The sequence below is a fragment of the Rhizobium sp. 21-4511-3d genome (assembly GCF_053522545.1).
Genome location: NZ_JBNWCF010000001.1, coordinates 640497 through 661534, shown reverse-complemented (window position 1 = coordinate 661534; position 21038 = coordinate 640497). Strand labels below are relative to the sequence as shown.

Sequence of the window (21038 nt, the reverse complement as noted above, 5' to 3'; positions counted from 1 at the left end):
TGCCGTCTGATATCCAACGCCTGGCTGCTCCTCTTGTCTTGAGACTCGAAAGCTTAGAGCGTAAAGTCGCCATGTTCAACATTTGTTCCAGCGATGACTCACCCTGCGCCTGACAAGACACACGGCTTCTGTCGCGACTGCCTTGCCGAGCAGAAGGGCGAAGCGCGCCGTTGCACGGCCTGCGGCAGCCCGCGCGTGGTGCGACACAAGGAACTCTACGGACTGACGCTGGCGCATATCGACTGCGACGCCTTCTATGCGGCTGTCGAGAAACGCGACAATCCGGAGCTTGCGGACAAGCCCGTGATCATCGGCGGCGGCAAGCGCGGTGTCGTCTCCACCGCCTGCTATATCGCCCGTATCCATGGTGTGCGTTCGGCCATGCCGATGTTCAAGGCGCTCGAGGCCTGCCCGCAGGCGGTCGTCATCCGGCCCGACATGGAGAAGTACGGCAGAGTCGGCCGCGAGGTTCGCAGCATGATGCAGGAGCTGACGCCGCTGGTGCAGCCGCTGTCGATCGACGAGGCCTTCCTGGAACTCGGCGGCACCGAGCGCCTGCACCACGATCCCCCTGCCCGCACGCTGGCGAAATTCGCCCGGCGCGTCGAAAAGGAGGTCGGCATCACCGTTTCCGTCGGGCTTTCCTATTGCAAGTTCCTGGCGAAGGTCGCCTCCGACCTGCAGAAGCCGCGGGGATTTTCGGTGATCGGCCGCGAGGAAGCGGTCGAATTTCTGGCGCCTCGCCCCGTCACCACGATCTGGGGCGTCGGCAAGGCATTTGCCGCCACGCTGGAATCCGACGGCATCCGCACGATCGGGCAGCTGCAGCAGATGGAAGAGACCGACCTGATGCGCCGCTACGGCAGCATGGGCCAGCGCCTCGCCCGTCTCTCGCGCGGCATCGACGACCGTGAGGTGCATCTGAACGAGGCGGCAAAGAGCGTCTCGGCGGAGACGACATTCTTCGAGGACATCTCGCGGTACGACGATCTGGTGCCGATCCTGCGCAATCTCTCCGAGAAGGTCTCCTGGCGGCTGAAGAAGGATGACATCGCCGGGCATACCGTGGTGCTGAAGATGAAGACCGCGGACTTCAAGCTCCGGACGCGCAACCGGCGCCTCGAAGACCCGACCCAGCTTGCCGACCGCATATTTCGCACCGGCATCGAGCTTCTGGAGAAGGAGACCGACGGCACGAAATTCCGCCTGATCGGCATCGGCGTCAGCGATCTCTGCGATCCCGGCCGCGCCGATCCGCCCGACCTGATCGACCACCAGTCGACACGGCGCGCGGCGGCGGAAGCGGCGATGGACAAGCTGCGCGACAAGTTCGGCAAGGGCACGGTCGAGACCGGCTATACATTCGGCGGCGGCAAGCGCGAGCGCTAGACAGGTTCTACCGCGTGCAGTTCGGCGAGAACGGCTGCCTTGTTCAATGCCGCCTGCGCGTAATCCGGTGCCCTTTCAAGAGCATGCGAATAGCTCTCGACGGCGTCCTCGAGACGGCCCATGCGGCGCAGGACATTGCCGCGATTGTTGAAGGCCGTGGCATAGCCGGGCGACAGGGCGATCGCCCGGTCATAGCTCGCCAGCGCCGCCTCATCGCGCTTCAGGGCCGCAAGGATGTTGCCGCAAGTGCAATGGGCGGCGGCATCTTCCGGCCGTAGCGCCAGTGCCTCGGCCACCTCTGTCTGCGCCGCCTCGAACCTGCCCTGCTGCAGCAGGACTAACGCCAGCTGATGATGGGCGGCGAAATGAGCGGGCTCGGCCTCGATGACGCGGCGATAGCCTGACGCGGCCCGATCGAGCGCGCCCTGACGGTGATCGTTGACGGCCGTCTGCATCAGCGCATCGAGCTCGCTCGCATTGGCCGGCCGGCGGCGGACGGCTTCGAGATTGGCCCAGAGGGCACGGCCGCGCGCATGATCCGGATCGGCCGCAAGGATCTGCCGGCAGCAGAGCGCCGCATTCTCCAGATCACCCTTCGCAGCCATATGCGAGGCGCGCGTGCAGACGGCATCCAGCGATCGCGGATCGAGGCGATCGCCGATATTGCGCTCCGAGACCGTCATCACCCGGCGGCGCTCGACCTGGTGCTGATCAGCACCGAACGTGAACTTGTAGGAGTAATCGCCGGTACCGAAGTCATAGACACGAAAGCCGTTCTCGATCGCCCAGCGCAGGCAGTAGCAATGCAGCGCGAAGCCCGGGCTGTGAGACTGCGCCTCGCTATCCCGGCCGCCGATGAAGCAGTGCATCGTCTTCTTCTTGTGGTCGAGATAGAGGATCTGCGCGGCAACCGCCCTGTCCTCCTCCCAGAGTACCGGCACGAAAAGCGATCCGTCGTCGAAGGAACCGCGCAGCATCTTGCGGCAACCATCAATGATCCCCGCCGCATATTCCGGCTGGCGCGCACCCCATTGCGCATTCCACATGGCGTAGAAGGTTTCGAGGTTCTGCTCGAATGTCTCTGATGTCGTGTGGGTGATGTGCATCCCGTGCTTGCCGTTCGCAAGGTCGCGCAGCGCCCATCGCGCATTACGGCGCGTCTTGGGGCTGAGACGGGTGCTGAGGAAAGTCTCGAAATCATCCTCCAGCGGAATATAGACATAGGCGTCGTGATCGATGTCTTCGCCGGCATCGGTGATATGGCTGGCGCGGACCACCTTTGCCGGGACGAAATCGGCGCGCGGAAAGCTGCCGATCAGCGCCTGCAGGCGCTCGTCCGAGAGATAGATTTCATCGAGATTGAAGCGGCGCCAGTTGAAGGTCCGCAGGCTGGCGGCGAAGGCGGCCATCGCATCGCTCATCTGCTCCGGCAGCGAGAGGATGCCGCTATAGACGGAGAACGGCATGCCGGCCATGTGAATGGCATTGTAGAAGCCGTGGCCGGGCTCGAAATCCAGGCGGATCTGCAGCGGCAGGAAGGCGACATAGGGCGCGCCTTCGGCAGGTCTCGCCGCCAGAACATGCCAGTTGCCGCGCGTTTCCAGATAGCGCCGCATCCAGTTCCAGGACATGAAATAATGCGATTCCGGATCGGCATCGTAGACGGCCTCCCAATCCGGGCGCAGTCTGTCGAGCTCGTCGAACGCGGATACAATATCGACGTACATGGCGGGTCTCCCAACCGCTTAGTCCCGGCAGATTTGCATATATTCGCCATCCCTACAATAAGCGGCCGCTTGATCACTAATGCGTGAGACGCGAAGCCGGGTGGCGCGGATCAAGCCTTCCTTAAACTTCGTTGAATATTGTCCCAGCCAAGTATTGCGTATTGGTTGGGTAACATGTTCTCGCGTATTGTTTTCGGCCTCGGCTTGCTGTCGGCGACCGCCTTGGTGAACCCTGCTCTTGCGGCAGACGCCCGGACGCTGCAAATCATCGTCTCCAAGGACAAGCAGTCGCTTGCCGTCTATGACGGCACGGAGGTTGTCGCGACCTCGAAAGTCTCGACCGGCAAGCCCGGCCACACGACGCCGAGCGGCATCTTCTCAGTGCTCGAGAAGAAGAAATATCACGAATCCAATCTCTATTCGGCTGCACCCATGCCCTGGATGCAGCGGCTGACATGGTCCGGTATCGCGCTGCACGAGTCGAATTCCGTGCCGCGCTATCCGGCCTCGCATGGCTGCGTGCGCATGCCCGCCGCCTTTGCCAAGGAACTTTACAAGATGACGGACCTCAGCGTTCCCGTCATCATCAGCAATGCGGCCGTGGTGCCCGAACCGATCGACCATCCGGCGTTGTTCCGCCCGAATGCGCCGGAACCGGCGCTCCTGCTTTCCGACGTGCAGCTGCGCCCGGCAATCGGCAGCAGCGATGGCGAGCCGGTGCAGCTGGCGATGAATACCGTCTCGGCTTCGCTGATCCCGCCCGTCGCGGCGGCGCCTGAAAATGTCGAACCGATCCGCATCCTGATCACCCGGCGCGCCCAGCGCGAGGCGATCATCGATATCCAGACCTATCTCAATCAGCTGGGCTTCAACGCCGGCAATCCCGATGGCCTGCTCGGCCCATCCACGGTGCAGGCGATCAACGCTTTCAAGGCATTGCGCCCCGCGCAGTTCAAGGGCGACCGGACGCTGACCAGCGATACTCTCCTAAGGGAAGTTTACGCAGCCGTCGGCAAGGGCGAACCGCCGAACGGCGTGTTGATGATCCGCCAGGATTTCAAGCCGCTGTTCGAGGCGCCTGTGATCATCGACAATCCGCAGCTGGCGCTCGGCACGCATTTCTTCACGCTGCATAAGGTGGATCAGGAGAACGGCACGGCCGACTGGCTGGGCCTGACGCTCGACAACAATCTGCCTTCGCAGACGATGAAGCGGCTCGGCATCAAGACGCAGGAGGGCTCGATCATCATGGGCAGCCCGATCAGCAACGCGCTGTCACGCATCCAGATCCCGGACGAGACGCGCAAGCGCGTCGACGCGCTGCTTGCCGCCGGTTCGACGATGACGATATCCGATACCGGCATTGGCCCGGAAACCGGCGCCGGCACCGATTTCATCACCGTGACGCGCTAGACAAGCTCGACATCGATAATCCCCGGCGCGGCCCGCAAGGCGGCCGCGATTTCGGGCGTGATCCGATATTTCTGCGGCAGCGCCACCTCGACCTCGCGCTTGCCATCTTCCTTGATGACGATGAAGGACACCAGGCCGTCGCCCTTGGCATTCAGGTGCGCGGCGACCGCCTTCAGCGGGCCGGAATCGCGGACATAGACGCGCAGCGCCTTCTGCATCTGCAGCGATTTCTCTTCCAGCGACTGGACGGTCTGCAGGCGCAGGCTGACGCCTTCCGGGCGCTCTTCGCCGGTTGCCGTGATCACGAAGGATTTTCCGGGCTCCAGGATATCGCGATACTGGTTCAGCATTTCCGAGAACAGCACGGATTCGAACTGGCCAGACGAATCCGAGAAGACGATGATGCCCATCTTGTTGCCGGTCTTCGTCTTGCGCTCCTGCTTGGAGATGACGGTGCCGGCGAGACGCCCGTTAGCGGCACCCTGTTTCACCGCCGCCGAGAAATCCGCGAAGGTCTGGACACGCATCTTCTGCAGCAGGCTGTTGTAGGTGTCGAGTGGATGAGCAGTCAGGTAGAAGCCGAGAACCTGGAATTCCTTGAGCAGGCGCTCCGAAGCAAGCCAGGGCGAGAATGGCGGCAGCGCGATCTTCTCGGGGCCCGACGAGAGAGCGCCGCCGAAGATGTCCGACTGGCCGCTCAGCTTGTTTTCCTGGGCGCGCTGCGCATAGCCGAGAACGCGGTCGAGGCCGGCGGAGAGCTGGGCACGGTCGATATTGAAGCAATCGAAGGCACCGGCATAGATCAGGCTTTCCAGCACGCGACGGTTCACCTGGCGCGGATCGATGCGCAGGCAGAAATCCTCGATGCTGGCGAAGGGCTTGTCGCCGCGGACCTGAACGATGTGCTCGACGGCGTTTTCGCCGACGCCCTTGATCGCCGCCAGCGCGTAATAGATCCGCTGGTCGCCGGTTTCGAAATGGCGGAAGGAGGTCTGCACCGAGGGCGCGATGACCTCGATGCCGAGACGCTTGGAATCCTGGCGGAAGTCGTTGACCTTGTCGGTATTCGACATATCGAGCGTCATCGACGCGGCCAGGAACTCGACCGGATAATGCGCCTTCATATAGGCCGTCTGGTAGGAGACGATGGCGTAGGCCGCAGCGTGCGACTTGTTGAAGCCGTAGTTCGCGAACTTCGCCAGCAGTTCGAAGATGTTGTCGGCCTGCGGCTTCGATACGCCGTTCTTGACGGCGCCGTCGACGAAGCGCTCGCGCTGCTGGTCCATCTCAGCCTTGATCTTCTTACCCATGGCGCGGCGCAGCAGGTCGGCCTCGCCGAGCGAATAGCCCGACAGCACCTGAGCGATCTGCATGACCTGCTCCTGGTAGACGATAACGCCCTGGGTTTCCTTCAGCAGATAGTCGATCGTCGGATGGATCGATTCGACCTCTTCCTCGCCATGCTTGCGGGCATTGTAGGTCGGGATGTTTTCCATCGGGCCCGGACGGTACAGCGCCACCAGCGCAATGATGTCCTCGATACAGTCGGGCTTCATGCCGATCAGCGCCTTGCGCATGCCGGCACTTTCCACCTGGAACACGCCGACCGTCTCGCCGCGCGACAGCATTTCGTAGGTCAGCTTGTCGTCGAGCGGAATGGAGGCAAGATCGACTTCGATGCCGCGCTTCTTGCAGAAGTCGACAGCGACCTTGAGCACTGTCAGCGTCTTCAGGCCGAGGAAGTCGAACTTCACCAGGCCGGCCTGCTCGACCCATTTCATGTTGAACTGGGTAACCGGCATGTCGGAACGCGGGTCCCGATACATCGGCACCAGCTTCGACAGCGGACGATCGCCGATGACGATACCGGCGGCGTGCGTGGAGGCGTGGCGGTAGAGACCTTCGATCTTCTGGGCAATATCAAGGAGACGAGCGACAACCGGCTCCTTGTCGGCCTCTTCCTGGAACTTCGGATCTTCCTCGATCGCCTTGTGCAGGGGCGTCGGGTTGGCCGGGTTGTTGGGCACCATCTTGCAGATCTTGTCGACCTGGCCATAGGGCATTTCGAGCACGCGGCCGACGTCGCGCAGTGCAGCGCGCGCCTGCAGCGAACCGAAGGTGATGATCTGCGCCACCTGTTCGCGGCCGTATTTCTTCTGCACGTAGCGGATCACCTCTTCGCGGCGATCCTGGCAGAAGTCGATATCGAAGTCAGGCATCGAGACGCGTTCCGGATTGAGGAAGCGTTCGAAGAGCAGCGAGAAGCGCAGAGGATCGACGTCGGTGATGGTCAGCGCATAGGCAACGAGCGAACCCGCACCCGAACCGCGGCCCGGGCCGACGGGGATGTCATGCTGCTTGGCCCATTTGATGAAGTCCGCAACGATCAGGAAGTAGCCGGGGAACTTCATGCGCTCGATGACGCTGAGCTCGAATTCCAACCGCTCGCGGTAATCCTTCTCTTCGTAGCCAGCCGACATGCCGAGTGTCGCGAGGCGCATGTCGAGCCCCTCCTCCGCCTGGCGGCGAAGCTCCAGCGCCTCGGCGCGCTCGGCTTCCTCGGGATCGGCGGTGGCGCCGGTGAAGCGCGGCAGGATCGGTTTGCGGGTCTTCAGGACGAAGGAGCAGCGCCGGGCGATCTCGATCGTATTCTCAAGCGCCTCTGGCAAATCGGCAAAGAGCTTCGCCATCTCGGCGCGGCTCTTCAGGTAATGGTCCGGCGTCAGGCGGAAGCGGCTGTCGTCGGAAACGATGGCATTATGGGCAACGGCCATCAGCGCGTCATGCGCGTCGTAGTCGTCGCGCGTCGGGAAGAAGGCTTCGTTGGTGGCGACCAGCGGCAAATCGTGCTCATAAGCGAGACCAATGATCTTCTGCTCATGGCGCTTGTCGTATGTGCCGTGGCGCTGCAGCTCGACATAGAGCCGGTCACCGAACAGTGACTTCAGCGTCAGCAGCCGCGATACGGCCGGCGCCAGGTGTCCCTGCTTGAGGGCCATATCGACCGGGCCGCTGAGCGAACCCGTCAAGGCGATCAGGCCTTCGGTGCCCGCCTCTTCCAGCCAGGACGAGCGAATGTGGATCGCCTGCCCGTCCTCGCCGCCGAGATAGGCGCGGCTGACGAGATCGACGAGGCGCTCATAACCGTCATCGCTGGTGGCAAGCACGACGATCGACGGGAGCTTGCCCATCATCTGCTGGCCGCCGCGCTTCTCGATCTCCAGGCCGTCTTCCATGTCGATCGACAGCTGGCAGCCGATGATCGGCTGAAGGCCCTCGTCCATGGCTTTCTGCGAGAATTCGAGCGCGACGAACAGGTTGTTCGTATCGGTGATGGCGATCGCCGGCTGGCTGTCGCCCGCTGCCTTGTAGAGAACCTTCTTCAGCGGCAGCGCGCCCTCGAGCAGCGAATAGGCCGAGTGCACGCGCAGATGAACGAAGCCCGGCGTCCCGCCGATAAATCCGCTCTCTGCTTCCGCCATGACACGTCCCTTCAATCGCCCGTATGAATCGGCGCCATTGTCGGTCGTGGCCGTGGAGATGTCCAGAAGAAGACCCCGCCTTGAACCGCATAGCAGCCATGCGGTCCCCTGAAAAATTACATCGCCATCAGGATCAGCGAGAAGCTGGCAACGAACATTGCGATGGAGGTGAATGCTGCGACGTCACGGATCATGTCAGTCATTTGGCTCTCCTTTACTCGTTATGTTTTTAGTTTGTTCCACTCTTGTTCTTTCGTCAACAGGAATCTTTTCCGTTTGGTTAACGCGCATCCGGGGACGTTCGCCCACATCTCCCTGTCGGCGGCAACTGCCATGTTCCGCATTTGTTCTTTACAGAAGGCCACGCATCTGCGACAACGCTCGCAGGAGGCGCGCCATGTATCTCACCCTGCTCAATGACTTCATCGTCGAGGCGAAATCGAGGACTTACGTGGGTGGCGGCAGTCCCCGCCCATCCTGCCGTCCGGGGTCGCATGACATCGGCTACGAGCGTGGCGAATGGCGCTATCTCGACAGCTATTTCGGCGGAACTGATTTTTGCGGCCAGGAAACGGTCTGGCTGAATGGCGAGCCCATCTGGGCGATGAACTATTTCGGCCACATCATCGAGCCCGGGCTGATCGACGGCAGCCGCGCCGGCGCCGTCATCAAGGCGGCCCTGTCGTCGATGTATTCCGAGAAGAAGCGCTTCCTCGGCGGCATGGAATTCGACCATGCCTTCGGCCTCTATATCGACAGCAGCGAGGGCGACTGTGCGCATTTCCGCGGCATGGAAATGATCATCGTCGAGGAACGGCGCGCCTATGAACTCGACTACCGCGGCGGCCTGATCCGGCTCTGAGGCTCAGAAGTCGACGACCTGGCCGTCGCTGATCGTCACCCGGCGGTCCATGCGGCTGGCGAGCTCGTGATTATGCGTGGCGATCAGGGCCGCGAGACCGGACTGGCGCACCAGCGCCTCCAGAGCATCGAAGACGTAGTTGGCCGTCTCCGGATCGAGATTGCCGGTCGGTTCGTCGGCGAGCAGCAGGCTCGGCGCATTGGCAACGGCGCGGGCGATCGCCACGCGCTGTTGCTCGCCGCCGGAGAGCTCGCCCGGGCGATGGGCGCCGCGATGGCCGATGCGCATGTATTCGAGCAGCTGCTGGGCGCGGACGGCGGCTTCCTTGCGCGCAAGGCCCGATATCATCTGCGGCATCATGATGTTTTCCTGGGCCGAGAATTCCGGCAGCAGGTGATGAAACTGATAGACGAAGCCGATCTCGCTACGGCGGATCGCCGTGCGCTTATCGTCGGACAGTCCGTTGCAGGCATGGCCGTTGATGCTGACCTCACCGTCATCAGGATGTTCCAGGAGACCCGCCAGATGGAGCAGCGTCGACTTGCCGGTGCCCGACGGCGCAACCAGAGCGACGATCTCGCCGCTATGCAGCGTGAAGTCGGCCCCCTTCAGGATGGAGAGCACCGTATCGCCCTGCCCGTAGTGACGCTCGACGCCGGAAAGCTTGAGAACGACATTGCGTTTCATGGAGTTCAGCATTCCTTATTCGTAGCGCAGCGCCTGCACCGGATCGAGCCGTGAAGCCCTCCAGGCCGGGAAGATGGTCGCAAGAAAAGACAGCGTCAGAGCCATGATGACGACCGAAGTCGTCTCGCTGACGCTCATCTGCGCCGGCAGCTGGCTCAGGAAGTAGAGCTGCGGATTGAAGAGTATCGTTCCGGTGATCCAGGAGAAAAACTGGCGGATCGACTCAATATTGATGCAGACGACGACGCCGAGCAGCACGCCGGCAAGCGTGCCGACGATGCCGATCGCAGCCCCGGTCATGAAGAAGATGCGCATGATGGCGCCGGAGCTCGCGCCCATCGTTCTCAGGATGGCGATGTCGCTGCCCTTGTCCTTCACCAGCATGATCAGGCCGGAGATGATGTTCAGCGCCGCGACGAGAACGATCAGCGTCAGGATCATGAACATAACGTTGCGCTCGACTTGGAGGGCCGAGAAGAAGGTCTGGTTGCGCTGGCGCCAGTCGGTGATGGCGATCTGGCGGCCGGCGGCAGCCTCCACCTTCGGCCTCAGATTGTCGACGTCATCTGGATTGCTGGCGAAGAGTTCGATCGATTGCACCAGCCCTTCGGAATTGAAATAGAGCTGCGATTCCTCGAGCGGCATATAGATGATGGCAGAATCGTATTCGGACATGCCGATCTCGAAGATGCCGGAGACCGTATAGGACTTCACCCGCGGATTGATGCCCATCGGCGTGACGTCACCTTCGGGCGAGATCAGCGTGATCGTATCGCCCGCCTGCAGGCCGAGCTGGTTGGCCATGCCGGAGCCGATCAGCACGCCCTGCCCGGACATGAAACCAACGAGGTCGCCCGACTTGATATTGTCGGAGACGGTCTTCAGCTTGGTCAGATCTTCCGGGCGAATGCCGCGCACCAGCGCGCCGGTGCCAGCACCGCCCTGACCGGAGGCCAGCGTCTGTCCCTCGACGAGCGGCAAGGCCATGCGAATGCCGGGAACGGCGGCGAACTTTTCCGTCAGCGCCGCATAATCGGTGAAGGGCGCATCGACCGGCTGGACGATCATGTGGCCGTTGATGCCGAGGATGCGCGAGATCAGCTCGGTGCGGAAGCCGTTCATCACCGCCATGACGATGATCAGCGTCGCAACGCCGAGCATGATGCCGACGAAGGAGAAGCCGGCGATGACCGAAATGAAGGCTTCCTTGCGCCGGGCGCGCAGATAGCGCCAGGCGACCATGCGTTCGAAGGTGGAAAATGGCTTGCTCGCCGGACCGAAGCCGGATTTCGAACCCCGCTTGTCCACTGCTGCCTCTGCCATTTCGCCTCCGTTATCAGCCCAAGAGCTTATTGATTGCCGCGTCGATGGTCATCGTCTCGCGGGCGCCCGTCTTGCGGTCCTTGACTTCCACTTCGCCGTTCGCGACCGCGCGCGGGCCGGCGATGATCTGAACGGGAACGCCGATCAGGTCAGCCGTCGCAAACTTCGTTCCGGCGCGATCGTCGGTGTCGTCATAGAGGACGTCCTTGCCACCCTTGGAGAGCGCTGCGTAGATCTTCTCGCAGGCGCTGTCGCAGGCGGCGTCGCCGGCCTTCATGTTGATCACGATCGCATCGAACGGCGCGACGGAGGCCGGCCAGATGATTCCGTTCTCATCATGCGATGCTTCGATGATGGCGGGAACAAGGCGTGTCGGGCCGATGCCGTAGGAACCCATGTGAACATTGTGTTCCTTGCCGTCGGGACCCTGGACCTTGGCGCCCATCGGCTCGGAATATTTCGTGCCGAAATAGAAGATGTGGCCGACTTCGATACCGCGGGCCGACAGGCGTTCGCCTTCGGGGATCGCGTCGAAGGCAGCCTCATCGTGCATTTCGGAGGTCGCGGCATAGAGCGACGTCCACTTGTCGAAGACGCTTTCCAGACCCTGGACGCTGTCGAAATCGGTGTCGGCTTCCGGGATGTCGAAATTGACGAAATCCTTGTGGCAGAACACTTCGGACTCGCCGGTGTCGGCAAGGATGATGAATTCGTGGCTGTGGTTGCCGCCGATCGGGCCGGTATCGGCGCGCATCGGGATGGCGCGCAGACCGAGGCGGTCGAAGGTGCGCAGGTAGGCCACGAACATCTTGTTATAGGAGTGGATCGCCCCCTCCTTCGTCAGGTCGAAGGAATAGGCATCCTTCATCATGAACTCGCGCGAGCGCATGGTGCCGAAGCGCGGACGGATCTCGTCGCGGAACTTCAGCTGGATGTGATAGAGGTTGAGCGGCAGGTTCTTGTAGGACTTGACGTAGCCTCGGAAGATATCGGTGACCATTTCCTCGTTGGTCGGGCCGTAGAGCATCGGGCGATCCTGACGATCCTTGATGCGCAGCATTTCCTTGCCGTAGGCATCATAGCGGCCGCTTTCCTGCCAGAGCTCGGCCGACTGCAGGGTCGGCATCGACAGCTCGATGGCGCCGGCGCGGTTCTGCTCCTCGCGGATGATGTTGTTCACCTTGTCGAGAACACGCTTGCCGAGCGGCAGCCAGGAATAGATGCCCTGCGACTGCTGGCGGATCATGCCGGCGCGCAGCATCAGCCGGTGGGAGACGATTTCCGCCTCCTTGGGGTTTTCCTTCAGGATGGGCAGGAAGTAGCGGGACAGACGCATGGCGGATTCCAGAGCAGTTGGGATTCCACTTCAATCGCGGAATCGACGGCATTCGTTAATGGTGGGAGCGTTCATAGCTGCTTCGCAGCCGGAAAGAAACCCGCGAGCAGCGCAAGCAGCCTTCCGCAGACGCAAGTTGGCGTCCGGAAAACGCAAATGCAGAAAAAATCGCGCGTTTATAAGGGCTTGCATCAAAATCTTGTCAACAGGAATTTTTTGCCCGACTGTAGCAAAAATGCAAAAAAAGCTGGTGACAAAGCCCAATCTTTGAGCTAGTTTCAGCTCACAAAACAGGCAAGGAGATAAATTCTTGCCAATTCGCGGTCAAGTCTTGGGAGGATCAGATCTTAGGCGCGCTCGTCGCAGCCCCGGCAACGGTTACAGATCACGCGATACTTAAAACAAGGCTTTTAGCCTTGTTTTTTTTTGGTTTTTCGGCCCCTTCCCTAACGTGAACATCAGAGAATTGACGTAACGGCAGACATCGCTGCCTCCGCGTGAGCTCTTTGCATCATGTTGATGACAGCCGTATGACGGCATTTTCGCTAGCGCTAACACATATGCTCAAAGATTGAGCAAAAGCCCTATTCGATATTGAAGCTCGGGCCGATCTGCGGCAGGGCATCGAAGCCCCAGCCGAAATAGGTCGAAGACACGTACCAGGCGCCATAAATGATGGCCGAAATCACCGTCGTCAGCGAGAAGACGAAGAGCGGGCGAAAGCGCGCCGGGGCGCTCGGAACCGTGCCGAGCACCACCTCATTGTCTTCCGCCTGGGTGCGCAGACCGATCGGCAGAACGGCGAATAGCGTGAGCCACCAGACGATGAAATAGACGGCGAAGCCCTGTAGGAAAATCTGCAGCATGGCGGGTCCCAAATCGCGTTACGACCATCGCAACGCCGCGCTTATAGAGTGGAATGGCGCAAAGCTCAAATCACGCCGCGACCAATGCTGGGGACTAGGTCACTCTGCCGCAGAAGCGGCTGTCAGACCTGCTCGAGCTCGATCAGTGTGCCGAAGAAATCCTTGGGATGCAGGAAGAGCACCGGCTTGCCATGGGCGCCGGTCTTCGGCTCGCCATTACCAAGCACCCTCGCCCCTGAGGTGATCAGATGGTCGCGGGCGGCGGTGATGTCGGCGACCTCGTAGCAGATGTGGTGCATGCCGCCGGACGGGCTCTTTTCGAGGAAGGCGGCGATCGGCGAGTTCTCGCCGAGCGGTTCCAAGAGCTCGACCTTGGTATTGTCGAGCTCGACGAAGACGACGGTAACGCCATGCTCCGGCAGGGACTGCGGCGCCGAAACCCTGGCGCCGAGCGTATCGCGGTAGCTGGCCGTCGCAGCGGCGAGATCGGGGACGGCAATCGCGATGTGATTGACGCGGCCGAGCATGATCAGACCTTGGTCAGGAAGGCGGTGACGACGGGCTTCTTGCCCCAGGCGTGGTTGGCGGCGGCGCGCACGGCGCGGCGGATCGCTTCCTGCACCATGTCGAGATCCTTGCGGCGGGCGCGCGGAATGCTCTCGACGGCGCCGATGACGGCGTCGAACAGCGTGTCTTCCATCTCGTCGCCTTCATCGTCATAGACGGGCAGACCGATGGCGACGAGATCCGGCTCGCCGATGATGTCGTAGCGGCTGTCGAGGACGACATTGACGGCGACATGACCGACATAGGCGAGCTTCTTGCGCTCGCCGATACCCATCTCGTCGAAGTCGCCGATCAGCGAGCCGTCCTTGTAGATGCGGCCATGCGGGGCTTCGTCGATGACTTCGGCCGGACCAGGTGCCAAACGCAGGATGTCGCCGTTGCGCACGCGCGGCACGCTTGCGATGCCGGACTGCTCGGCCAGCTCCTTATGCGCCGTCAGATGCGTCGCCTCGCCGTGGACCGGCACGACGATCTTCGGGCGAACCAGCTGGTACATGCGCTGCAGCTCGTTACGGCGCGGATGGCCGGAAACGTGGACCAGCGCTTCACCGTCGGTGATGATGTGGACACCCTGCTCGACGAGGCCGTTCTTGATGTCCTGGATCGCCTTCTCGTTGCCCGGGATGGCGCGCGAGGAGAAGACGACGATATCGCCGGCGGCGAGCGCCACATTGCGCATCTCGTCGCGCGAGAGCTTGGCGAGTGCGGCGCGCGGTTCACCCTGGCTGCCCGTCAGGATCACCACGACCTTGTCACGCGGGATGTAGCCGTATTCGTCTTCGGAGATGAAGGGCTTGATGCCTTCCATGATGCCGATGTCGCGCGAGACGTCGACGACGCGCTTCAGCGAGCTGCCGAGCAGCAGCACTTCGCGGCCGGCGGCTTCGGCAGCCTCGGCGACGGTACGGATACGGCCGACATTCGAGGAGAAGGTGGTGATCGCCACGCGGCCCTCGGCATTCTCGATGATCTTGCGCAGGCTTTCCGAGACGTCCTTCTCCGAGGGCGAGACGCCGTCGCGCAGGGCGTTGGTGGAATCGCACATCAGCGCCAGCACGCCTTCGTCGCCAAGCTGGCGGAAGCGGTTCTCGTCGGTCAGCGGCCCGAGCGACGGCTCGTGGTCGATCTTCCAGTCGCCGGTGTGAATGACGTTGCCGAGCGGCGTGCGGATCATCAGCGACATCGGCTCGGGGATCGAGTGGTTGACGGCGACGCCTTCGATGCTGAAGGGGCCGACATTGATCGTGTCGCCTGCCTTGAAAATCGTGACCGGCACTTCGCCGATCGCGTCCTTCTCGAAATTGCGCTTGGCTTCGAGCAGGCCCGCGGTAAAGGGCGAGGCATAGACGGGAACATTGAGGCCCGGCCAGAGATCGGCCAGCGCGCCGTAATGATCTTCGTGCGCGTGGGTGATGATGATCGCCTTCAGGCTTTTGCGCTCGGTGGCGAGATAGCGGATATCGGGCAGCACGAGATCGACGCCCGGCAGGTCTGGACCCGGGAAGGTCACGCCGCAATCGACCATGATCCACTGGCGGTGATCCGCGGGGCCATAGCCGTACAGAGCGAGATTCATGCCGATCTCGCCGACGCCGCCCAGCGGAAGAAATACCAGTTCGTCTTGTTTCGCCATTAGGTCCTACTATCCAAAGAAAACGTCGCCGGCGGCGATCTGCATCATCCTGCCTGCGCCGGTATCGAGCATCAACAGCCCATTATCATCAATTCCAGCGAAATGGCCGGAAATCGACCTGTCCGGTAAATTCACGGTAATCTTCTCGCCGACGCCACAGGCGACCTCGCGCCAGCGCGCAGTGATCTCCTTGATGCCGCGCCCGGCGTTCCAGACATCCAGCACTTCGGCCATCGAGGCGAAGAGATGGGCGAAGAGCTCTTCGGGCGAGGCCGAGCTGCCCTGCTCGCGCAGACATGTCACCGGGTACATCGGGTTTTCAGGCATGACCGAGACATTGATGCCAATGCCGATCACCAGCGCATAGCGCCCATCCGACAGCTGCTCGCCTTCGACGAGAATGCCGCAGGTCTTCTTGCGTCCGATCAGGATGTCGTTCGGCCATTTGACCTCGAGCGGCTCGGCGCCCGGCGGCAGGACCTGGCGGATCGCCTGATGGACGGCGACAGCAATCGCCAGCGGCAGGGATCCTATGCGCTCCATCGGAGCAGGATCGATCAGGAGAAGGGAAGAATAGAGATTGCCGGGTTCGGAGACCCAGGGGCGTCCGCGGCGGCCGCGGCCGCCGGTCTGCCTGACCGCGGTCACCCAGAGGAGGCCGGGATCCCCTGCCCGGGCTCGGGCAAGGCATTCTGTGTTGGTCGAAGGTGTCTCCGTCAAGGCTTCGTGCCTGATATCGCCGAGCGATATCCGGCGCCGCGCTGGAGACATCATCAGAACAGCGTCGCTGCCGCCAGCTCAGCCGCACCGCCGATCGGACCGCCGATGAGAACATAGGCGAGAACGAAGAGGCCGGAGAGACCGTAGACCAGCTTGAGGGCACCGGAAACGCGGGCAAACTCGCCCTTGGCTTCATCGAACCACATCAGCTTGATGACGCGCAGGTAGTAGTAGGCGCCGACAACCGATGCGAGAACGCCGATGATGGCGAGCGCATAGAGCTTGGCTTCGATGGCTGCGACGAAGACGAAGTACTTCGCGAAGAAGCCAGCGAGCGGCGGGATACCGGCAAGCGAGAACATCAGGATGGTGAGAACCGTCGCCATGAACGGGTTGGTGCTCGAGAGACCCGCCAGATCGTCGATCGCTTCGACGACGGTGCCATCCTTGCGGCGCATCGACATGATGATCGCGAAGGAGCCGAGCGTCATGACCATGTAGATGACCATGTAGAGCATGACGCCGGAGACGCCCGTTTGGTTGCCGGCTGCAAGACCGACCAGCGCATAGCCCATGTGACCGATCGACGAATAGGCCATCAGTCGCTTGATGTTCTTCTGGCCGATAGCGGCGAAGGAGCCGAGCAGCATCGAGGCGATCGAGATGAAGACCACGACCTGCTGCCAGTCAGCCATGATCGGCTGGAAGGCGGTGATGACGATACGGGTCATCATGGCCATGGCGGCAACCTTCGGGGCGCTCGCCAGGAAGGCGGTGACCGGGGTCGGCGCACCTTCGTAAACGTCGGGCGTCCACATGTGGAACGGCACGGCCGAGATCTTGAAGGCGATACCGGCGAGGATGAAGACCAGGCCGAAGATCAGGCCAAGCGAACGCGCGCCTTCGACATTGAGCGCCTGGGCGATATCGGCGAAGTGCGTATGGCCGGTGAAGCCATAGACCAGCGACATGCCGTAGAGCAGCATGCCCGAGGACAGCGCGCCGAGCACGAAATACTTCAGGCCGGCTTCCGTCGACTTGACGCTATCGCGGTTGATCGCAGCGACGACGTAGATCGCCAGCGACTGCAGCTCGAGGCCCAGATAGAGCGCGATCAGGTCGTTTGCCGAGATCATCAGCATGATGCCGAGGGTGCAGAGCACGAGCAGAACCGGGAACTCGAACTTGTCGAGCTGGTTCTCCTTGGCGTGGCCGAGCGACATGAAGAGCGCCACGAAGGAGCCGGTCAGCGCCGTCACCTTCATGAAGCGGGAGAAGCCGTCCGCCTTGTAGACGCCGCCAAAGGCGAGGCCGTTGGACGGGATGAAGATCAGCCAGAGAGCCGCAGCCGCGAACAGGATCATGGCGAGCACGCTCACCAGACGCCCGGACCGCTCGCCCGTGAAGACACCGATCATCAGCAGGACAAGGGCGCCTACCGCGAGGATCAGCTCCGGCGCGGTGAGATGCAGGCTTGCAAGAATGGTTTCAGCGGTCATGTCCAAAAAGTCCCGTCATCAGTTCATCGACAGCGCAACGTTCTGCGCTGCGTGTACGGCGGCCGTATAATTGTTCACCAGCATGTCAACCGAAGCGGCCGTCGCATCGAAGACCGGAGCCGGATAGACACCGAAGAAGATGGTCAGCGCGATCAGCGGGTAGAGCAGCATCTGCTCACGCGGCGAAAGATCGAGCAGAGCCTTCAGCTTTTCCTTTTCAAGCGCACCGAAGATCACGCGGCGATAAAGCCACAGAGCGTAGGCAGCCGACAGGATGACGCCGGTGGCAGCGAAGAGCGCAACCCAGGTATTGGCGCGGAAGACGCCGATCAGGGTCAGGAATTCGCCGATGAAGCCCGAGGTGCCCGGCAGACCGACATTGGCCATGGTGAAGACCATCATCGCCACTGCGTATTTCGGCATGTTGTTGACCAGGCCGCCATAGGCCGCGATCTCGCGGGTATGGGTGCGGTCGTAAACGACGCCGACGCAGAGGAAGAGCGCGCCAGAGACGATGCCGTGCGACAGCATCTGGAAGATCGAGCCCTGAACGCCCTGCATGTTGGCGGCGAAGATGCCCATGGTCACGTAGCCCATGTGCGCTACCGACGAGTAGGCGATCAGCTTCTTGATGTCGTCCTGCATCATCGCCACCAGCGAGGTGTAGATGATGGCGATGACGGACAGCGCGAAGACCATCGGTGCGAAGAAGTCGGAGGCAACAGGGAACATGCCGAGCGAGAAGCGGATCAGGCCGTAGCCGCCGAGCTTCAGGAGCACGCCTGCCAGGATGACGGACCCGGCCGTCGGCGCCTGAACGTGCGCGTCGGGAAGCCAGGTGTGAACCGGCCACATCGGCATCTTCACGGCGAAGGAGGCGAAGAAGGCCAGCCATAGCCATGTCTGCATCTGCGGCGGGAACTTGTAGGCGAGCAGCGCCGAGATATCGGTCGTGCCGGCCTGCCAGTACATCGCCATGATGGCGAGCAGCATCAGCACCGAGCCGAGCAGCGTGTAGAGGAAGAACTTGTAGCTCGCATAGACGCGGTTCGCGCCACCCCAGACACCGATGATCAGGAACATCGGGATGAGGCCGGCTTCGAAGAAGACGTAGAAGAGCACGATATCCAGCGACACGAAGACACCAACCATCATCACTTCGAGGATGAGGAAGGCGATCATGTATTCCTTCAGGCGCTTCTCGATCGAGAGCCAGCTTGCCAGCACGCAGAAGGGCATGAGGAAGGTCGACAGGATGACGAACAGCATCGAGATGCCGTCGACGCCGACATGATAGCCGATGCCGGTACCGAGCCAAGCGTGCTTCTCGACCATCTGGAAGCCCGGATTGGCGTTATCGAAGCCAGTCCAGATCAGGAGCGACAGCAGGAACGTGACGATCGTCGTGATCAACGAGATGTTCAGCACGTTGCGGCGGCCGTTCGGGCCGTTCTCATTCATCAGCAGCAGAAGCACCACGCCGACGAGCGGCAGGAAGGTGACCGTTGTAAGAATAGGCCAATCGGTCATCAGAAGGAACTCCCGAGCATCATCCAGGTAACGAGCGCTGCAATGCCGATCAGCATCGCGAAGGCGTAGTGATAGAGGTAACCGGTCTGCAGGCGGACCACGCGGTTCGTGACATCGACGACGCGGGCGGCAATGCCGTTCGGGCCGTAGGTATCGATGACGCCGACGTCACCCTTCTTCCACAGGAAGTTGCCAAGAGCCTTGGCGGAGCGGACGAAGAGGAAGTCGTAGAGTTCGTCGAAGTACCACTTGTTGAGCAGGAACTGGTAGAGGACGCGGTGCTGCTGCGCGAGAACGCGCGGCGTCGACGGCGACTTGATGTACATGTACCAGGCGGTCACGAAGCCGATGACCATCGCAATGAACGGGCTGAGCGCGACCAGGGCCGGAACGTGATGGAAGTGCTCCAGCAGCTCGTTTTCCTTGGAGGTAAACAGCGCGCCCTTCCAGAATTCGGCATATTCTTCGCCATAGAAGCGGCCCTCGAAGAGGAAGCCGGCGAAGACGGCGCCGATTGCCAGGATGTAGAGCGGCACCAGCATGACCTGAGGCGATTCATGGACGTGATGCATCACTTCGTGGGAAGCGCGCGGCTTGCCGAAGAAGGTCAGGAAGATCAGGCGCCAGGAATAGAAGCTGGTGAACAGAGCGGCGATGACGAGCAGCGTGAAGGCGAAGCCTGCAGCCGGCGAGTGCGACGCGTAGGTAGCCTCGATGATCACGTCCTTCGAGAAGAAGCCCGCAAAACCGATCGGGGTGAACGGAATGCCGACGCCGGTGATGGCGAGCGTACCGATCATCATCATCCAGAACGTGACCTTGATGTGCGGACGCAGGCCGCCCATGTAACGCATGTCCTGCTCGCCATCGACGGCGTGGATAACCGAACCGGCGCAGAGGAAGAGCAGTGCCTTGAAGAAGGCGTGCGTGAAGAGATGGAAGATCGCGGCACCATAGGCCCCTACTCCGAGCGCCACGAACATGTAGCCGAGCTGCGAGCAGGTGGAATAGGCGATGACGCGCTTGATATCGTTCTGAACGAGGCCGACCGTTGCCGCGAAGAAGGCAGTGATCGCGCCGATGATGGTGACGAAGGTCAGCGCATCATGCGACAGTTCGAAGAGCGGCGACATGCGGGCGACGAGGAAGACACCGGCGGTAACCATGGTCGCGGCATGGATGAGCGCCGAAACCGGCGTCGGGCCTTCCATGGCGTCCGGCAGCCAGGTGTGCAGCAGGAACTGAGCCGACTTGCCCATGGCACCCATGAAGAGCAGCAGGCAGACGGCGGTCAGCGCATGCGTCTTGTCGAGCTGCATGCCGAAGAGGTTCAGAACGACCTCGCTGGCAGCTTCTGCACCTTCATGCGGCGCGAAGTTCGCAGCGTTGGCGAAGATCGTGTCGAAGTTGATGGCGCCGAAGAGAACGAAGACGCCTGCGATACCGAGCACGAAGCCGAAGTCGCCGACGCGGTTGACGATGAAGGCCTTCATCGCGGCAGCCGAAGCCGACGGTTTTTTGAACCAGAAGCCGATCAGCAGATAGGACGCCAGACCCACGCCTTCCCAGCCGAAGAACATCTGCAGCAGGTTGTCGGAAGTCACCAGCATCAGCATGGCGAAGGTGAAGAGCGACAGATAGGCGAAGAAGCGCGGACGATGCGGGTCGTGATGCATGTACCCGATCGAGTAGATGTGCACGAGCGTCGAGACCGTGTTGACGACGATCAGCATAACCGAGGTCAGCGTGTCGATGCGCAGCGACCAGGAGACGTCGATGCCGCCGGACTGGATCCAGCGCAGGACTTCAACCTTGATCGCGCCTTCCGGATGGCCGAGGGCCACCGTGAAGAAGACGTACCAGGAGAGAGCGGCGGCGATGATCATCAGGCCGCTGGTGACATATTCCGATGCCTTGGCGCCGATCGCGCGGCCGAAAAGGCCGGCGATGATCGCGCCGATCAAGGGAAGAAAGACGATAGCCTTATAGAGGAACATGAGCCGC

15 protein-coding genes are annotated in these 21038 nt (G+C 61.7%); 3 read left to right on the top strand and 12 right to left on the bottom strand.

Going from position 1 to position 21038, the window contains the following annotated elements; all coding sequences use genetic code 11:
• Nucleotides 1–93: 93 nt before the first annotated feature.
• Nucleotides 94–1389, top strand: a complete 1296-nt coding sequence (locus ACQZ5H_RS03475) for a DNA polymerase IV (protein WP_449096742.1) — start codon at nucleotides 94–96, stop codon at nucleotides 1387–1389.
• Here the strand turns inward: ACQZ5H_RS03475 and ACQZ5H_RS03470 are convergent.
• A complete protein-coding gene (locus ACQZ5H_RS03470; RefSeq protein WP_449096741.1) occupies nucleotides 1386–3116 on the bottom strand; it encodes a GNAT family N-acetyltransferase in 1731 nt (576 codons plus the stop codon). The two genes, ACQZ5H_RS03475 and ACQZ5H_RS03470, sit on opposite strands and share 4 nt — an antisense overlap.
• A 174-nt stretch (nucleotides 3117–3290) precedes the next feature.
• On the opposite strand from ACQZ5H_RS03470, the gene ACQZ5H_RS03465 reads away from it, so the two are divergent.
• A complete protein-coding gene (locus tag ACQZ5H_RS03465) occupies nucleotides 3291–4529 on the top strand; it encodes a L,D-transpeptidase family protein (protein WP_449096740.1) in 1239 nt (412 codons plus the stop codon).
• Here ACQZ5H_RS03465 and dnaE read toward each other — a convergent pair.
• Entirely contained in the window at nucleotides 4526–8011 is a 3486-nt protein-coding gene (dnaE, locus tag ACQZ5H_RS03460) for a DNA polymerase III subunit alpha (protein WP_449096739.1), read from the bottom strand. The two genes, ACQZ5H_RS03465 and dnaE, sit on opposite strands and share 4 nt — an antisense overlap.
• A 397-nt stretch (nucleotides 8012–8408) precedes the next feature.
• Between dnaE and ACQZ5H_RS03455 the strand changes: the two genes are divergently transcribed.
• Nucleotides 8409–8873, top strand: a complete 465-nt coding sequence (locus tag ACQZ5H_RS03455; RefSeq protein ID WP_112720461.1) for a DUF5680 domain-containing protein — start codon at nucleotides 8409–8411, stop codon at nucleotides 8871–8873.
• A 3-nt stretch (nucleotides 8874–8876) separates the two neighbouring features.
• Here the strand turns inward: ACQZ5H_RS03455 and ACQZ5H_RS03450 are convergent, their stop codons facing one another.
• From ACQZ5H_RS03450 to nuoL, 10 genes are all read right to left on the bottom strand, one after another.
• On the bottom strand, nucleotides 8877–9560 hold the full coding sequence (locus ACQZ5H_RS03450) for an ABC transporter ATP-binding protein (RefSeq protein ID WP_449096738.1): 684 nt from the start codon (nucleotides 9558–9560) through the stop codon (nucleotides 8877–8879).
• 15 nt (nucleotides 9561–9575) lie between these two features.
• On the bottom strand, nucleotides 9576–10883 hold the full coding sequence (locus tag ACQZ5H_RS03445) for a lipoprotein-releasing ABC transporter permease subunit (protein WP_449096737.1): 1308 nt from the start codon (nucleotides 10881–10883) through the stop codon (nucleotides 9576–9578).
• A 13-nt stretch (nucleotides 10884–10896) separates the two neighbouring features.
• On the bottom strand, nucleotides 10897–12219 hold the full coding sequence (gene proS, locus ACQZ5H_RS03440; RefSeq protein ID WP_449096736.1) for a proline--tRNA ligase: 1323 nt from the start codon (nucleotides 12217–12219) through the stop codon (nucleotides 10897–10899).
• A gap of 584 nt (nucleotides 12220–12803) precedes the next feature.
• A complete protein-coding gene (locus ACQZ5H_RS03435) occupies nucleotides 12804–13085 on the bottom strand; it encodes a DUF1467 family protein (RefSeq protein WP_112720464.1) in 282 nt (93 codons plus the stop codon).
• Between the two features lie 122 nt (nucleotides 13086–13207).
• A complete protein-coding gene (gene mce / locus ACQZ5H_RS03430) occupies nucleotides 13208–13612 on the bottom strand; it encodes a methylmalonyl-CoA epimerase (protein WP_449096735.1) in 405 nt (134 codons plus the stop codon).
• A 2-nt stretch (nucleotides 13613–13614) separates the two neighbouring features.
• Nucleotides 13615–15285, bottom strand: coding sequence for a ribonuclease J (locus ACQZ5H_RS03425; RefSeq protein ID WP_199628738.1), 1671 nt, complete (start codon nucleotides 15283–15285; stop codon nucleotides 13615–13617).
• A gap of 9 nt (nucleotides 15286–15294) precedes the next feature.
• Nucleotides 15295–16059, bottom strand: a complete 765-nt coding sequence (locus ACQZ5H_RS03420; RefSeq protein ID WP_449096734.1) for a biotin--[acetyl-CoA-carboxylase] ligase — start codon at nucleotides 16057–16059, stop codon at nucleotides 15295–15297.
• Complete coding sequence (gene nuoN, locus ACQZ5H_RS03415; RefSeq protein ID WP_112720491.1) at nucleotides 16059–17504, bottom strand: NADH-quinone oxidoreductase subunit NuoN; 1446 nt, start codon at nucleotides 17502–17504, stop codon at nucleotides 16059–16061. The genes ACQZ5H_RS03420 and nuoN overlap by 1 nt, the downstream gene beginning before the upstream one ends.
• 18 nt (nucleotides 17505–17522) lie before the next feature.
• Nucleotides 17523–19034, bottom strand: a complete 1512-nt coding sequence (locus ACQZ5H_RS03410; protein ID WP_203429074.1) for an NADH-quinone oxidoreductase subunit M — start codon at nucleotides 19032–19034, stop codon at nucleotides 17523–17525.
• Complete coding sequence (gene nuoL / locus ACQZ5H_RS03405; RefSeq protein ID WP_112720470.1) at nucleotides 19034–21031, bottom strand: NADH-quinone oxidoreductase subunit L; 1998 nt, start codon at nucleotides 21029–21031, stop codon at nucleotides 19034–19036. The genes ACQZ5H_RS03410 and nuoL overlap by 1 nt, the downstream gene beginning before the upstream one ends.
• Nucleotides 21032–21038 lie beyond the last annotated feature (7 nt).